At 68.2% G+C, this 15,116-nt stretch carries 13 protein-coding genes and 3 pseudogenes; 8 read left to right on the top strand and 8 right to left on the bottom strand.

What is annotated here, in order from left to right; translation table 11 throughout:
- Positions 1-643 (top strand): tetratricopeptide repeat protein (locus AB0D14_RS43770; RefSeq protein ID WP_362790773.1); only part of this gene is annotated, 643 nt, incomplete at its 5' end.
- A gap of 342 nt (positions 644-985) precedes the next feature.
- On the opposite strand, the gene AB0D14_RS43765 is transcribed toward AB0D14_RS43770, so the two are convergent.
- Positions 986-2,077, bottom strand: a complete 1,092-nt coding sequence (locus AB0D14_RS43765) for an integrase core domain-containing protein (RefSeq protein WP_362790771.1) — start codon at positions 2,075-2,077, stop codon at positions 986-988.
- Positions 2,078-2,225: 148 nt separating this feature from the next.
- Here AB0D14_RS43765 and AB0D14_RS43760 point away from each other — a divergent pair.
- Positions 2,226-2,618: pseudogene (locus tag AB0D14_RS43760) on the top strand (transposase); the annotation flags it as partial.
- A 13-nt stretch (positions 2,619-2,631) separates the two neighbouring features.
- Here the strand turns inward: AB0D14_RS43760 and AB0D14_RS43755 are convergent.
- Complete coding sequence (locus AB0D14_RS43755) at positions 2,632-2,988, bottom strand: hypothetical protein (RefSeq protein ID WP_362790769.1); 357 nt, start codon at positions 2,986-2,988, stop codon at positions 2,632-2,634.
- A gap of 201 nt (positions 2,989-3,189) precedes the next feature.
- Positions 3,190-3,507: pseudogene (locus AB0D14_RS43750) on the bottom strand (transposase); the annotation flags it as partial.
- 32 nt (positions 3,508-3,539) lie between these two features.
- On the opposite strand from AB0D14_RS43750, the gene AB0D14_RS43745 reads away from it, so the two are divergent.
- The 6 genes and pseudogenes from AB0D14_RS43745 (at position 3,540) to AB0D14_RS43720 (ending at position 8,526) form a co-directional block, all read left to right on the top strand.
- Complete coding sequence (locus AB0D14_RS43745) at positions 3,540-3,839, top strand: hypothetical protein (RefSeq protein ID WP_362790766.1); 300 nt, start codon at positions 3,540-3,542, stop codon at positions 3,837-3,839.
- A gap of 81 nt (positions 3,840-3,920) precedes the next feature.
- Positions 3,921-4,319, top strand: a complete 399-nt coding sequence (locus AB0D14_RS43740) for a hypothetical protein (RefSeq protein WP_362790763.1) — start codon at positions 3,921-3,923, stop codon at positions 4,317-4,319.
- An 11-nt stretch (positions 4,320-4,330) separates the two neighbouring features.
- Positions 4,331-4,840, top strand: coding sequence for a hypothetical protein (locus tag AB0D14_RS43735; protein ID WP_362790762.1), 510 nt, complete (start codon positions 4,331-4,333; stop codon positions 4,838-4,840).
- A gap of 146 nt (positions 4,841-4,986) precedes the next feature.
- Positions 4,987-5,634, top strand: a pseudogene (locus AB0D14_RS43730) (IS630 family transposase); the annotation flags it as partial.
- Between the two features lie 539 nt (positions 5,635-6,173).
- Positions 6,174-7,205: a 2OG-Fe(II) oxygenase gene (locus AB0D14_RS43725; RefSeq protein WP_362790759.1), complete on the top strand. Its 1,032-nt coding sequence runs from the start codon at positions 6,174-6,176 to the stop codon at positions 7,203-7,205.
- A 565-nt stretch (positions 7,206-7,770) separates the two neighbouring features.
- A complete protein-coding gene (locus tag AB0D14_RS43720) occupies positions 7,771-8,526 on the top strand; it encodes a hypothetical protein (protein ID WP_362790757.1) in 756 nt (251 codons plus the stop codon).
- A 46-nt stretch (positions 8,527-8,572) separates the two neighbouring features.
- Here the strand turns inward: AB0D14_RS43720 and AB0D14_RS43715 are convergent, their stop codons facing one another.
- The 5 genes from AB0D14_RS43715 to AB0D14_RS43695 all read right to left on the bottom strand — a co-directional run.
- Positions 8,573-8,992 carry a PIN domain nuclease gene (locus AB0D14_RS43715; protein WP_362790755.1) on the bottom strand — a complete coding sequence of 140 codons (420 nt, stop codon included), beginning with the start codon at positions 8,990-8,992 and terminating at the stop codon, positions 8,573-8,575.
- Positions 8,992-9,246 (bottom strand): type II toxin-antitoxin system VapB family antitoxin, encoded by a 255-nt coding sequence (locus AB0D14_RS43710; protein WP_356657598.1) that lies wholly within the window; start codon positions 9,244-9,246, stop codon positions 8,992-8,994. The genes AB0D14_RS43715 and AB0D14_RS43710 overlap by 1 nt, the downstream gene beginning before the upstream one ends.
- 884 nt (positions 9,247-10,130) lie before the next feature.
- Positions 10,131-10,304: a hypothetical protein gene (locus tag AB0D14_RS43705; protein WP_362790753.1), complete on the bottom strand. Its 174-nt coding sequence runs from the start codon at positions 10,302-10,304 to the stop codon at positions 10,131-10,133.
- Positions 10,305-10,497: 193 nt separating this feature from the next.
- Entirely contained in the window at positions 10,498-11,298 is an 801-nt protein-coding gene (locus AB0D14_RS43700) for a colicin immunity domain-containing protein (protein ID WP_362790752.1), read from the bottom strand.
- Positions 11,295-15,116 (bottom strand): RHS repeat-associated core domain-containing protein (locus tag AB0D14_RS43695; RefSeq protein ID WP_362790750.1); only part of this gene is annotated, 3,822 nt, incomplete at its 5' end. The genes AB0D14_RS43700 and AB0D14_RS43695, both read right to left, overlap by 4 nt.

The raw sequence follows: 15,116 nt of genomic DNA, 5'->3' as shown, positions 1-15,116 counted from the left end.
GACCCTCAGCGACCGCGAACGCATCCTGGGCCCCGACCACCCTCACACCCTCACCAGCCGCAGCAACCTCGCCATCGCCCAGCGCGCGCTCGGCCACCACCAGGAGGCCGCCGACCTCCACCGGCAGACCCTCAGCGACCGCGAACGCATCCTGGGCCCCGACCACCCTCACACCCTCACCAGCCGCAGCAACCTTGGCAACGCCCTGTACACGCTCAGCCGCTACCAGGAGGCTTCGGACCTCCACCGGCAGACCCTCAGCGACCGCGAACGCGACCTGGGTCCCGACCACCCCCACACCCTCGTCAGCCGCAGCAACCTCGCCAATGCCCTGCACGCGCTTGGCCACCCCAAGGAGGCCGCGGACCTCCACTGGCAGACCCTCACCGACCGCGAACGCATCCTGGGCCCCGACCACCCCCACACCCTCACCAGCCGCAGCGCCTTCGCCAAAGCCCTGCACGCGATCGGCCGGAGCCAGGAGGCTTCGGACCTCCACTGGCAGACCCTCACCGACCGCGAACGCATCCTGGGCCCCGACCACCCCCACACCCTCACCAGCCGCAACCACCTTGTGGCGGTCCGGGCCACGGCTGCCCGGAGCCAACGGTGGCGACGGCCATGGCGGCGCACCCGGCCCTGACAGGACCGCGGACCGCTCCCGAGCTTGGACTTGGCGGTGACATCAAGCCCTGCGAGAAGCCCGTTACCACCGTGTTTGTTGTGGAATGCACCTCGTCAGACACTGCGAGGGAAATCCCCTCTACGCCGAGTCAGACAGAAGCCCAAGTCGGCTTCTGGGTAACGCCACAAGACGTAGGCAGTTCGATTCCGGGGCCCGCTCAGACGCCTCCCGAAGTGATGAACAATTGCTGTCGGTTCTCGTGAACAAAGCCAGATGAGGCACCGCCGTTGCGCCTTGGTGCGTCGACGCTTCCGTTTGGGCACGCCGCCTCTGTGGGTGCCGATAAATCATCCGGCCTGGTCACGCGGCATGGTGGTACTCATGGAGCGTTCCGCTGAGCCGGTCTCGTCGATGGACTTCGAGATGTCTGATCTGCGCTGGTTCGTCGAGTGGGTGGGGGAGTGGTCGGAGTGGAGCGGCTTGGCTCAGGGCCCGGTGGGGTCTGTGCTTGTTGTAGAAGGTCTCGAACTCCCTCAGCGCGTGGAGGAGATGGCTCTGGTTCCAGATCAGAGTGCGGTCGAGGAGTTCACGCTTGCAGGTCTGTATCCACCGCTCCATGATCGAGTTCATGCGCGGCATCCGGACACCGCTCTTGACGATCTCGAGGCCGGTGTCGGCGAGCAGTGCGTCGAAGGCTGCGGTGAACTTGGAGTCGCGGTCGCGGATGAGGAACCTGGCTTTGCTGCCTGCGTCTTCGAGGTCCATGAGAAGGTTGCGGCCGAGCTGTACTACCCACTGTGAGGTGGGGTGTGCGGTGGCGCCCAGGATGCGGATGCGTCGGGTGGAGTGCTCGATGACGGCGAAGACGTACAGGTGTGCACCGAGCAGGGTGCGGGTTTCGAAGAAGTCGCAGGCGAGCAGGGCGCCGGCTTGGCCGCGCAGGAAGTCGGCCCAGGTGGTGCTCTGGCGTTCCGGAGCTGGTGGGATGCCGTGCTCCTTGAGGATCTCCCAGACAGCGGACGCGGCGACCTTGATACCCAGGGCGGCGAGCTCGCCGTGGATGCGCCGGTACCCCCACGAGGAGTTCTCTCGGGCCAGGCGGAGGACGAGGGCGCGGATGGAGCGGATGGTGGGTGGTCGTCCGCGCCGCTTGGGTGCACAGGTCGCGGCGTGGCGCCGTTTGAGCAGGTTGCGGTGCCATCGCATGATCGTGTCGGGGCGTACCAGCAGCAGGAAGTTCCGCAGCTTGTCCATCGGGAGGTGGTGGAGCAGGCCGGCGAGGATGGCCCGATCGGTGTCGGTGAAGGCGGGTTTGCCGGCCTGGCGCTGCGGAATCAGCAGCTGGTGTCGAAGGGCGAGTATCTCGATGTCCTTGTCGCGGTCGCTCACCGGTAGCAGGCGAAGGAAGGCGAAGGCGTTGGTCGCGGCGAGGTAGGCAAGGCGCAGCAGCACGACAGATCATCATGCCTTGATGCCCTGCGCAGGTGAACATCGAGGATGAGGAGCAGGCCAGCCGGAGACCGGAGACCGTGACCTGGGCGGATGACTTATCGGCACGCGCAAGGCCCGCGCCGACGGCCTTCAGGCCCTGCCCGCCCATGCCCTGGCGCGTATCCGCAACCGCTACCTCGGCGCGCTCGCCCACGGCCGCGACCGCAACACCGCACGCCACGGGCCGCTCGCCGAGGAGGCGAGCAAGCTGATCCGCCGCTTCGAACGCTACGAGGACATGATCCTGCGCTTCTGCACAGACCTGGCGGTGCCCTTCTCGAACAATCTCGCAGAGCGGGACCAGCGCCCGGTCAAGGTGCAGCAGCGGACTTCCGGCGGCTGCTGGCGCACCCTGCAGGGCCTGGCCGACTTCGCGATCGTCCAGTCCTACCTGTCCACGGCCGGCAAGTGGGGCCGCGACAAGCTCGACGCACTCGTGGAGCTTTTCACCACCGGCGCATGGCTCCCTCCTGCCCTCACACCCGCCGCTGCCGCCGCCTGAACCGCGCACCGGCCTACTCGTCCTGCTCGATCACAGCACCGACCTGCGCGGACGCGACCACTCGCGGGCCTTCGAGCACGAGCAGTTCGGCACCAGGTCGCAGGTTCGGGCGTGCCAACCCGGGGGCGAGGAAACCAACCAGACAGCGCCAGCGGCGCTCATCGAGCTTCTCGGTCTTTTGCAGCAGGATGCTCAGCTGGTCGGCCGAGGCTGGCCAGCCGGGCTGCACTTCGCGGTCGCTGCCCTGGACGAACACCGCCGTGGCCATGTAGACGGGCGCGGTCGGCGGCCCGGACTGCCGCCCTCCGTCGTTGGCCGCGCGCCAGTGGACCACGGCCACAGCCACCGGCTTTTCGATCTTCTCCATCATGGCCACAACTCGATTCTGCTCATCTGCTCGTTGATCTGGGCGAGTTGACTGCCGTCGGCGTAGTACCCCGGTCCGACACCATCCAACTTTGTGGGTGCCGATAAATCATCCTGCCTGGTCACGCGGCATGGTGGTACTCATGGAGTGTTCCGCTGAGCCGGTCTCGTCGATGCAGGGCCCCGGCAAACGCCGGGGCCCTGGGTGGAAGAACCTGCGGGTTTCAGCAGCGAGTTCGGCCCGGTTCCTGGCCCGGTGGGTGTGCGGCAGGCTGCGTTTGAGGTCAGCGTTGACCAGCTCGTCCGGGTTCAGCTCGGGTGAGTACGAGGGCAAGAAGTGCAGCTCGATCTCGTCCTTGTGGTCGGCGAGCCAGGCCCGGACGATCTTCGAGCGGTGGGCCGAGTGCCGGTCGACGATCAGGTGGACCTTGTGGTCGCAGTGCCCGACGAGCCGGGCGAGGAAGTGACACATGACCTTCGCGTCGAACGACTCGGTGAAGACCATGAAGTGCATCCGGCCGCGGTGCCGGCGTTGTCGCCTCGGTCGTCGGCCTCGTGGCGCTGTTCCCGCCGACCACGCTGGTGGCGGGTCCGATCGCTGTGGGGACGGGACTCGCCTCCTGGGGTCTGCAAGGAGTGAGTGCCGGCCTGGCGTGCTGGGGATACGGCTGGGACAGCAAGGAGTTCCATTCCGCTCTCGGCCTCTTCGTGCTCGGCGGAAGCTTCATCGGCAAGTCGAAGATGACGAGGAGCATGCTCCGCAGAGCAGGCATCGACGAGAGGGTCATCGGTGAGAAGATCGTGGACATCGGCTACGACGTCACGACTACCGTGATCGGCATCTTCACCTGGTAAGCAGCCCGCACAGACGCGTGGACGGGGCGAGTCGCAGGCTTGCCCCATCCACGCGGTTCCGCAGCACCTCGGAGGTTTTCCGTGTTCAGTTTCTGGTCCTCCACCACTGGTTGGTGGATCGCGGCTGCCGCGGCGGCCATCGTGTTCGGCACGGTCATGCAGTTCTGGGCGACGACGAGGAAGTGGAAGGTGTTCCTCGCGACAGCCCCCGGCTTGGGCGGCGGCCTTTCGGCGGTCGGGGACACCGCGATGCGGGGCGAGGATATACAGACGGTGCTGCAGCTCTACACCCTCGTGGTGCTGGGGCTGCTGATGACCATGGCCGTCTTCACCAAGTACATCCGACGCCAGGTGGCCCTGGTCCACGCCGGCGGAACGATGGAGCGCGCGACGCCCAAGCACGTCATGGTCTTCCTGGGCACCTGCTTCGCCCTCACCCTCTCGACGGCCGCCGCGCTCGGCACCCTCCTCGACATGTGACGGAGCGTCCCATGCCCTTGACCTTGTGGGTCGTTGCTGTCCTGATCCCCGAGATCGTGCTCTCCTGTCTGCTGTTGCGCTGGCTCCCGGACCGACGTGAGTGGCCGATACCGCTGCTGATCCCGGTTCCGGCGATCGTCGTGGTGGCGCTTCTCATTCGGTACGTGGCGCAAGAGCCCTGGCCCGGCACGCTCGCAGCGTGTGCCGGCTTCCTGTGCGGTCTCGCCCTGGCGCTGCTGCCGTTCCGGGGCTGGGTGTCGTCGTGGACCCTCCCGGTGCACGGGGACGAACGGCTGCGCTGGCGTGAGGTGGCCTTGGTGGCTCTGAGCGTCGCCACTCCGGTGTCGACGACGCACACGAAGGCCGCGACGGGCAAGGCGTTCGCGCCGCGTGAAGTGGTGCGCGTGCGAGGGAGGTTTCCATCGGCGATGGGAGTGGCCTTGCTGGTGCTTCCGGTGCTCTGCGCGGTGGCGGCGGGCTGGGCCGCGGATGCGGTCGGCCTGACGGTCGTCCGCCCCTGACCGGGCGCGCAGCCGTGGCTCCTCGCGCGCATGACTGTCAGTGGTACTGATCAGAAATGCTTCGGGTTCAGGCTTGTTGATGGTGTGTGAGTGATCTGGTGGGGGATGCGCGGACCTGGTTGCCGGGCGCGCAGGAGGCTGTGCGGTTGCTTGCGGTGTCCGCGCTGGTGGAGGGCCGGGACCGTGTAGAGGTCGCCGCCCTGTTCAGGGTATCGGCCAGGGCCGTGGACAACTGGTGGGCGAAGTGGCAGGCCGGTGGGCGGGACGCACTGCTGTCCCGTACCCGAGGCCGTCGCGCGGGGGAACATCAGGTCCTGTCCGAGGCCGAGCAGGCCGCCATCCGGCAGGCTGTTCTCGATCACACTCCCTGCGACCTGGGGCTTTCCGGTCAGCTGTGGACACGCGGGCAGATAGGCGAGCTGATCTTCAAGCTGTACGGAGTCCGCTTCACCGAGCCCGGCGTGGGCAAGTACCTCAAACGCTGAGGCCTGACCTTCCAACGCCCCGACAAGCGGGCCGTCGAGCAGGATCCCGAAGCGGTCCGCCTCTGGCACGAGGAGACCTGGCCGGCGATCCGGGCCAGGGCAAAGGCGGAGAACGGTGAAGTCCTCTTCGCCGACCAGGTCGGCATCCGCTCGGACCAGGTCACCGGCCGCACCTGGGGTGCCAAAGGCGCGACGCCGGTCGTCCGCCGGACCGGGAACCGGTTCTCCGTAGACGCGATGTCCGCGATCAGCACCCGCGGCCGGATGCACTTCATGGTCTTCACCGAGTCGTTCGACGCGAAGGTCATGGGTGAAGGAGGTCTCGAAGTCCCACTCGCCGCCGTCCTCGGCCTCGTAGGAGAAGTCGAGCAGCAGGTGCCCTTTCCTCGTCCAGCAGGTCAAGGCGTCTTCCGCACAGTACGGTTCGGCGCTGCGGGCGGGCAGCAGCGTGATGGGCAGTCGCAGCATCAGGCGTCGTGAACCCCAGTTGGCGAAGTACAGGTGGGCGTCGTACAGCTGCTCCATCAGTTTGCGCTCATCGCCGCGGAAGTTGCCGTAGTGGTACTCGTTGACGAAGTGCGTCGCGCTGATCCGGGCCCGGCTCGACAGGGCCCGTACCTGCTCGATCTCGTTCTTTGTCAACGGTCGGTCGATGGCCTGGAACTCGTAGTACTGGTACTCGCTCACGGCCGTGCAGACTACCGACAGGCGCTGCGGCTCGTCTCACGGGGCCTGGACGTGATCCCTCGTTCGGGGCCCGTCCACGGTTACGGTCCCGGCGGCGCCGTCGGATTCGTAGGCTCGGGCTGAGGACGACGCGTTCGCAGGGTTCGGAGGGCAGGAGTGTGGTGGCGGCACCGAGGGAACGGCTGGTTGGGCTGCTCGGCGGGGTGAGGGAGGCGGGCGCTTTCAGCGCCTGGCTGGAGGCACCGGTGGCCGGCCTGAGCCTTGAGGTGGCCGGGGTCGGGCCGGTGCGCCTTCCGCTGCGGGCGCCCCAGGTGGAGCGGCTGATTTCGGTGGCACAGCCGGCGTTGTTCGGGCGGGGCGAACAGACGCTGAGCGACACCAGTGTGCGTGACACCTGGCAGATCCCGCCGGATCGGCTCAGCCTTGACGGTCCTTCCTGGTCGTCGCTGCTGAGTGGCGCGCTGGAGCATTTCCGGGATGCTCTCGGTCTCCCGTCGGCGACCCGGCTGCGGGCTGAGCCGCACGCGATGCTGGTGTACGGCAAGGGCCAGTTCTTCCTTCCGCACCAGGATTCGGAGAAGGACGATGCCATGGTGGGCACGTTGGTGCTCTCCCTGCCTTCGGCGCACACGGGGGGAGAGTTGGTCGTCGAGCACGCCGGGCAGGAGTGCGCCTACCGCGGCTCGAAGACGGATCTGACCCTCGTCGCCTTCTATGCTGACTGCCGGCACCAGGTCACTCCGGTCCGAACCGGATACCGGGTGACGCTCACCGTCAACCTGCTCGCCGAGCCGGGGACTTCGGCCGAGGCGTCCGGACCGCTGGCGGAGCTGGCACACAGCCTGGGCCGGCACTTCGGCTCGCCCGCCAAACCGCGCTATGGCACCCGCGAGTTGGATCCACCGACCCGGCTCGTGTACCTGCTCGATCACGAGTACACCCAGCGGGGCCTGAGCTGGGAGCGGCTCAAGGGCGCCGACGCAGGGCGCGCCGCTCTGTTGCGCGCCGCTGCTGGGCAGGCCGGATGCGAGTCGCTGCTCGCCCTGGCGGAGGTGAAGGAGACCTGGGATGCCTATCCCGACGGGACGAGCCCTGGGACGACTGCGGGTACGACGAGGATGCGGACGACGACGGCGATGAGGGCGACGACGGTGATGCCGACGAGGACGAGGACTACGTCCTCCAGGATCTGATCGACGACGAGATCACCCTGGGTTGGTGGACCGGTCCGGACGGCACCGGTGGCGAGCCGATCTCGTTGCCGGTTCACGAGTACGAGGTGTGCGCGAGTACCGCGAGCGCGGATCTGACGCCCTACGACTCCCAGTACGAGGGCTACATGGGTAACTACGGCAACACGCTGGACCGGTGGTACCGGCGGACCGCGGTCGTCGTGTGGCCGCGTGAGCGGGCCTTCGCGGCACGCGCCGAGGCCGGATCGCCATGGGCACTGGAGGAACTGCGCGCAGGTATCGCGCGAGGCGACCTGGACAGGACACGACACCGAGCCCAGTCCCTCGTACCGTTCTGGAAGCACACCCACCCGCAACCCGAGCTGCTGGACTGCGCGCTGCTGGTCGCCGCAGGCCTGGACGCGGCCGAGGCCGCGGCGATGCTACTGGAGCCGTTCGAGGCGGGCATGCTCGGCCCGCAGCCCGCAGCCCGCAGCCCGCAGCCCGCAGCCCGCAGCCCGCAGCCCGCAGCCCGCAGCACGCAGGCGCATTGGCCGCGGTGGTTGAGCGGTATGGAACCGCGTGGATGCGCCGGGTCCTCGACGCCTGGTTCGCCTCGGAGCACCGCCTCCAACCGCAGCACTACCAGTGGACCGAGCAGCTGCCCGGGCTGTGCGCGGCGCTGCGTGCCAATCGAGCACCGACGGTGGTGCGGCTGCTGTCCGCCAGGGCCTGGGCCGCAGTGGACAGCGGCCTTCAGCTGTGGACCACAATCGGACCGGCCGAGATCCGCCGTGCGCGGTTGCAGCAGCTGGCCCTGCCACTGCGACACGTCCTGGCGGCGGCCGACGAAGAGCTGCGGGACGGGATCCTGGCAGCGTTGCACGAACGCGGGGATACGGTGCTCGAATGTCTGATGCCGCTGCTGCGCCGCGCCGCGGAGGCGAGCACGTCGGCCGAGTGGGGCGTGGCGGGGCTCGACGCGGTCGCGCGGGACTGCGCGGACCGGCTCAGCGCGGTGTGCGAGCGACCGCCGCGCGCTGCCGGCGATTGGTCCGTGGCCTGGGCGGGGTGCGGTTGCGAGCTGTGCGGTGCCCTCGGTGCGTTCCTCGGCTCCCGGTCGCGGCGGGTCCTCGAATGGCCGCTGGCGAAGGAGGGGCGGCGGCATGTGCACACCAGGGTCGACTCGGCCGAGCTGCCGGTGCGTCACGAGACCAGGCGGCAGGGGCGCCCGTACACGCTGGTGCTGACGAAGACCCAGGAGCTGTTCACCCGTGAGCAGACGGTCCGCAGTCAGGCCGCGGCGGACCTGGCATGGCTGATGTCGCTACGGAACATGTGACTGCGGCTTCCGGACGCCGGCCTCGCCTGGGAGACGGGCAGCCTGCTCAACGGTCGGCGCTGCCGGGTGTTACGACCCATTCGGCGGGTTGTCCCGTCAGGGAGGCGATCATGTCGAAGTCGCCGTCGTAGTGGAGGACCGTTCGCCGGTGCAGTTCCGCTGTGGCCGCGATCAGCAGGTCGGGGAGGGACAGAGCGCGGTGGAAGCCCGCGTTGAGGGCATGGCGCTGGATCTCGAGAGCGCGGGTGAAGGTGTCGTCTTCGGTGCGGAGGTAGTCGAAGGCGTGGAGCCAGGTGCTGATCCGTGTTGCTTCTGAGCTGTCCCGTGCGGAGTGGATCATCTCGTACTCGGTGGGCTGGCACACGGCGAGGAGGTAACGCTCATGCAGGGGCTTTAGCACCTCCTTGACGCTCGGTTTCGTCCAGCGGGCGAGGGCGGACTTGTCGATAAGGTAGTGGTCCTGCATCAGGCCGCCTGGCCTTCGTCGCGGTGGCCGTCGTGCTTGAGGGAGCCGTCTGCGTTGCGAGGGCCGGTGTTCTCGACGATCTCGCTGAAGTCGAGCTCGCCGGCGTCCATGGCGTCGAAGCCCTCCTGCCGCAGGTGTCGCTTGACGGCGTCTTCCATGGCGAGGCGGACGGCTTTGGCCTTCGTTTTGGTCCCGAAGATGCGCATGGCCTCGGTCACCATGTCTTCATCGAGATCGATGACAGTTCTGGCCATGTGGATGATCCCTTCGTGGACGCTCCCGTCCATGAAACGATACCATTCATCGGCTGTGGTAGATATCGTTTTGATCAGAAGTCTCGTGATGGATGGAGGCTGCGGCGTTTCGTGGGCGGAGTGCCGCGTGGTCGCTCCTTGTGCAGAATGAACAGTCGTCCTCATGTCCGGCTCCGCCGCTCTCGGGGATTTCGTCAGAAGCGATGGGGCGGCGAGAGACAGTAGGCCAAGCAGCCCCGCCGGTGGACGGCCGGTGGACGGACGCCTTTGGACGGTGCATCACGGGGTGGCACGGGTCAACCTGCCGCACATGCTTGATCAGGAAAAACGTCACCACGCAGCACGACCAGGCACCACGCGACACGATCGCTCATGGTCTCGTAATGCGTAGGTCTCGGGTTCGAATCCCGAAGGCGGCTCCGAGAAACCCCAGGACTCACTCGCCGTGACCTGGGGTTTCTTGTTTCCTTTGGCCTTGGATTCTATGCAAATCGGGCACTGCCCGTCTGTGCATCGTCATGCGTAGGTCGCAGGTGTGGTTTCTGTGACGAAATCGACGGTCCAGGGCTCTGGCCTGGTCTTTTGCTCGCTTGCGAGGTACGGATCAGATTTGCGTAGAAGGCTCCGGTGGACAACCGGTGGACATCCGTGCGTGACACGTCATCAGGAGATCATCGCTGCCCCTGGGGCGACGGGTGAGATGCGCCGGTCTCTGGTGGGACGATCGGTGTCGTCGGGACTGTCCGGTCCGGACAGATCTCGCGTCCGGCTCGGGTCCTGGCGATGATTGGCTGTGAGTGCACGCAGTGACCGATCGGGGCAAGGGCAGCGAAGGGGCTGCTGTGTCGGTGCATGCTGGAGTGTCGTCCCATTTCAGAGCGAGATCAGCTCTTCGGGTTCGGTGCTCTCTGCGTGCTGGATCCCAGGGCAACGAGCCCGTCATTGTGCCGGGTGACGAGCGGTGAACGGGTATCAGCGCGGCAGGCCAGGCGGTAGGCGAGATTCCGGGCCCAGGGCGGCAGGGCCATCCAGTCCTCGTCGAGGACGTCCCCGAGCATGGCGAGGATCTCGTCGGCCGTCGCGAAGGTGAGCTTCTCGACGAACTCACGGGCCGCTTCGTTGACCTGCCGGCTGTCGAGGCCGTCGATCGCCTGGCTGAGGCTTCTGCCCGTGGGGGTCGGATCGGGTATCGCTCGCTTCTCCTGACGGATATCCTCCGGCGTCTCGCTGATCAGCAGAGCCGGGAGGCGTTCACTGCCGGCTTCGGGCGGTTCCGCGGCGATGAAACGCCTCCCGGGCCGCGCGTACGGCGCTCCGGAGTCCGGTGTCGTCGAGATCGCCTGGTTCCGCTAGTTCAGGGTCTGCCGAGTAGTCCTCGAGGATCATGAACACCTGGTCGAAGAGATCCTCGAGCGCTCCTTGGACGCGCTCCCCGTTCGTCTGGGAAGCACGCCGGGCCTCCCACCAGCCATGGGCGAAGTCCGGTGCGCTGCACGTCCCGTCGGTGAATGCGTCCAGCAGCGTCAGTTGTCGTGCTGCCGCACTGGCCGGGTCGACGTCGCCCGGGTGGGACCACGCCCTGTGGACGGGGGGGTGAGAGGCGGCCACGGCCGCGAGTGAGGGGTGACGTTCCAGGAAAGCGCGCGCATGGCGGCCGAAGCGTGCGCGTGCCGTGTCGGTACCCTCGTTGACGGCCGCGGCCATGAAGTCGGCGGTTCCCGCGATCAGCGCATAGCCTTCTTCCGGAAAAAGCACGGCTCCTTGAGTATCGGGTGTGCGCAGCAGGAGTGGTGGGCGGATGCCCGTGCAGTTGGCGTCGGCGGGAAGCCGGGAGGTGGCACCGGGGTTGCCGGCGAGGCTTGTGGTGAGGATGTGGGAGGCCCCGACGGCACGGCAGCCGGCTGTGATCCGGCGGGCCAGCGCCGCGTCGATCTGCGCGCCCACGGGCACCGGGGCCACGGATTTCCCCAGCAGCCAGGACGAGGTGAAAGTGCCGTCCGTATCGAGCACGGTCCTCAGGCCCGATGACGTTCCGTGTTCTGGATCGGTCACCACAGAAACCCTTTGTCGATGATTCCCTGGAACTGTTTGTCGCCGAGTTTCCAGGCAGACCAGAATCTACCATCGGCGTGCAGCATGACCATTTTCTGGGATGCCGGGTCGATGAACCCGACCGCCGGTCCCTGATTCCTGTAGTCGTACCGGTAGATCTTCGTTCCGTCTGCTGTCATGTGGTCGCGCATGGACTCTTCGAACCGTTGCAGGTTGGCCTTGTTCAGATTGCCGGGACTGTCGAGGAAGTCACCCCCGTGAGCGTGGAATTTTTTGCTCATCACCTTCTGGCTGGAGAAATCAGCCTTGTCCGCCCACGCGCCCCGAGGGCACGGGGCAAGCCCGAATGGGTCCGTCCAGGAATGTGGATTGGCGACGTAGGTGGCGGGGTTGGGTGCGGGGCCGAGCCCGAGGGGGTCCGGGGAGATGTAGCGGGCGGTCTCCGGGTCGTAGTGGCGGAAGTAGTTGTAGTGGAGGCCGGTCTCGGGGTCGTAGTACTGGCCCGGGAAGCGCAGCGGGGTGTAGGCGTCGGCGTCCCGGGACCAGGCGGTGGTGCCCCACAGGGTGGCCCGGGAGCGCCAGGCGATGTCGCCCGTCTCGTCGATGAGTTCGGTGGGGGTGCCGATGAGGTCGGTGGCGATGGCGAAGAAGCGCCGGTCGATCTCGTTCTGACCGTCGTCGGCGAGGATGCGCTCGGTCTGGGCCAGGGGGGTGTGGCCGCGGTGGTCCCAGGTGAGGGCGACCGTGTTCGGCTGGTCCGGTCCGTGGGTCGTCTGTTCGCACAGGGTCGGGCCGTCCCAGGTGAAGCGGGTCTCTTCCACCACGCTGTTGCCGTCGGCCGCCAGGCACTGTTTGGCGATGCGGCGGCCGAGCGGGTCGTAGCGGTACCTCCACCGTGTCCCGTCCGGCGTGGTCACCGCGGTGAGTCGATCCTCGCCGTCCCACTCGTACCGCCAGGTGTCGGGTTTGCGGGACAGGCGGATCTTCTGGCGCAGGGTGACCCGGCCCAGGGCGTCGTGCTCGAAACGGACGCCTCCGGCTCGGGTCAGGGTAACGCCGTCGTAGGCGCGCGGTCCGGTGGCTTCATGGCCCGGGTGACGGGACGGCCAGTCCGCCGAAGTCTGGTTGCCGCTCGCGTCGTAGGCGTACCGCTCGGTCCAGTCTTGGGCGTGCACGGCGGTGACCCTGCCCACCGGGTCGAGGTCGAAAGTGCGGGCGCCCGACAACTGGTCCGTGACGGAGAGCAGGTGGCCGTCGGCACGGTAGGTGTAGGCGCGGCTGTTGACGCCGCGTGCTCGGGCGGCGATGTGCTGTCCGGTGAGCCGTCCGGCCTCGTCCCACGCGGAGGTCACGGTGACGGCGTCACCTAGGACGCGGGCGAGTTCCCGGCCGGCGGCGTCGTGCGTGAAGTCGACATGGTGTGGGCCGGTGGTCAGGCGTAGGGGCGCTCCGTCGGCGCCATAGGTGTAGGCGGTGACGTGCCCGGTGGGGGTGGTGCGGCGCGTGACGCGGCCGAGGGCGTCGTAAGCGTAGGTGATGGGGCGGCCGTCAACGAGTTCGGTCTTGATGTTCCCGCGGCGGTCGTACTGGTAGCGCAGGTCGCTGTCCAGCCCGGCTGCCTCCAACAGGCGTCCCGTCCGGTTGTACGCGTAGGTCGTCAGTCTTCCGCCGACGTCCTTGCGGACCACCTGTCCGAGCTGGTCGCGCTCGAAGGAGACGGTCCCGCCGAGCGCGTCGACGCGGGCGGCGAGTTGCCCGGCGGCGTCGTAGCGGTAGGTAAGGGTTCGGCCGTCGAAGTCGGTCTCGCAGACGACGTTGTCGGCGGCATCGTACTCGTAGACCCAGCTCATCCCGTGGGGATCGGTGACGCGCCGCAGGCGCAGGTCGGTGTCGTGCTCGAACTCGTAGCGGGCCCCGTCGGGTCCTGTGCGGGAGAGCGGCAGGTCGAAGTGGGTGTATTCGAAGCGGGAGACCCCGCCGGCCGCGTCGGTGTGGGTGAGGCAGTTGCCCTCGCCGTCGTAGGTCCACGCTTCGGTGGCGCCGTCGGGGCCGGTGCGGCGGGCGAGCTGCCCGTCGGCATGCCACTGAAGGCGGGTGACGGCGCCCACCGGGTCGGTGATGCGGACCGGTTTGCCGAGGACGTCGCGCTCCGTGCGGGTGGTGGCACCGGCCGGGCCGGTCACCTCCATGGGCAGCCCCGCCGCATCGCACACCACGTGAGTGGTGCCGCCGAGCGCATCGGTGAACGAGGTGAGCCGACCGGCGTGGTCGTAGGTGTAGCGGGTGGTGGTGCCCGCCTCGTCGGTGACTGCGGTGCGGTTGCCGCGTTCGTCGAACTCCTGCGTCCTGCGGTGCCCGTCCGGGTCGGTCACCTCCACCGGCAGGCCGAGCGGGCCGCGTACGGTGCGCAGCACGCTCCCGTCGGGCCGGGTGGCGGACACTACTTGGCCCTCGTCGTCGTAGGTGTAGACGGTGGTGCGGCCCAACGGGTCGGTGCGGGTGAGGAGGTTGCCGTGGGTGTCGTAGGTGGAGCGGGTGGTGTGGCCGAGGGGGTCGGTGGTGGCGATCACCCGGCAGTGGTGGTCGATGACGTGGCGGGTGGTGTGGCCCCCGGGGGTGGTCAGGACCGTCGTCCGGTGGCCGGTCTCGGGGTCGGGTTCGGTGTAGGCGAGGGTGATCTGGACGTGGCCGGCCTCGCCGCCCTCCGTCACGACGCGGTCGCGGTCGTCGTAGACGTAGTCGTAGCGGCTTGCGTTGGAGTCGATCCAGGCGATGACGCGGCGGCGGTCGTCGTAGACGAAGGTGGTGGTGGCGCCGGACGGCTTGGTGACGGTGGTGAGGTCGCCGTCCTGGTAGCCGTAGCACATCAGGGGCAGGTCCGCGCCGGCGCCGCCCCCGCTGCCTCCGCCGCTCCCGCCCGTGCCGGTCAGGGCCAGGGCGGTGATCAGGCCGTCGGCGGTCGACAGTTTCACGTGGTGGCCTGCCGAGTGGACCAGGGCCAGTGGCAGGCCGTCCTCGGCGCGGTCGACGGTGATGGTGTGGCCGTTGCGTTCGGTGATGTCCGACAGCCAGGCCGTGCCGTCGCCTCCCGGTTCGCTGCCGGGCGGGGCGGTGAAGTGGAAGGTGAGGCCGCTGTCGGGGGCGGTGACCGTGTAGTCGCCGTCGGTGTCGCGGGCCACCAGGGTGCGGGCCCTGCCCGATTCCGGCCGGGTGGGCGCGCCGGGGACCGGATGCGGGTACGCGACCAGGAGCCCTTCCGCGGTGATGTGGAGGACGCCGATGGCGTCGACCTGCAGACGTTCGTCGACGGTGGACGTCCAGGCGGGTCCCAGGAAGCGGCCGACCGTGGTGCCGGATTCGGTGCGGCGGGCGAAGGCCAGCGGCAGGATGCCGGGGAGTTCGAGATCGGTCTGGGGCAGGAACATCCGGCCCGTGGCGAGGTCGACGGGGTCGGTGCCGTCGGTGGTGCGCTCACCGTCGGGGCGGTTGTGGGTGCCGTCCGGGGTGTCGTCGAGCAGTCTGCGCAGCCGGGCGGCGTCGGCGGCTTCCTCGGCGATGCGGATGCCCTTCACCGCGGCGCCGCCTCCGCCGGTGGCGGCGGTCAGCGCGAGGTCGGGAATCAGCCGGCCGAAGCCCTCGGCGGGGTCCTTCATGAAGTCGCTGACCATCTGCTTGCCGGTGCCGACGGGGTCGTTGGCGGCAACGACCAGCCCGGCGGCCAGGCTGTTGAGGGACGTGGCGTACTCGGCCGGGTGCGTGAGGTTGTACGGGTCCATGGGATTGACGCTGCGGACGAAGTTCAGCAGCCCCGCGGTGCC

Origin of the sequence: Streptomyces sp. NPDC048484 (genome assembly GCF_040651415.1) — a bacterium.
Lineage (GTDB): Bacteria > Actinomycetota > Actinomycetes > Streptomycetales > Streptomycetaceae > Streptomyces.
This window is presented reverse-complemented; position numbering and strand designations above follow the sequence as displayed.

What these genes read in the sequence shown, in the direction of transcription:
- AB0D14_RS43705 (WP_362790753.1), bottom strand. Translation starts at nt 10,304, where the DNA reads ATGCTCGGGGACGTCCTCGACGAGGACTGGATGGCCCTGCCGCCCTGG.
- AB0D14_RS43715 (WP_362790755.1), bottom strand. Translation starts at nt 8,992, where the DNA reads ATGCAGGACCACTACCTTATCGACAAGTCCGCCCTCGCCCGCTGGACG.
- AB0D14_RS43735 (WP_362790762.1), top strand. Translation starts at nt 4,331, where the DNA reads ATGCCCTTGACCTTGTGGGTCGTTGCTGTCCTGATCCCCGAGATCGTG.
- AB0D14_RS43710 (WP_356657598.1), bottom strand. Translation starts at nt 9,246, where the DNA reads ATGGCCAGAACTGTCATCGATCTCGATGAAGACATGGTGACCGAGGCC.
- AB0D14_RS43720 (WP_362790757.1), top strand. Translation starts at nt 7,771, where the DNA reads ATGCGCCGGGTCCTCGACGCCTGGTTCGCCTCGGAGCACCGCCTCCAA.
- AB0D14_RS43755 (WP_362790769.1), bottom strand. Translation starts at nt 2,988, where the DNA reads ATGATGGAGAAGATCGAAAAGCCGGTGGCTGTGGCCGTGGTCCACTGG.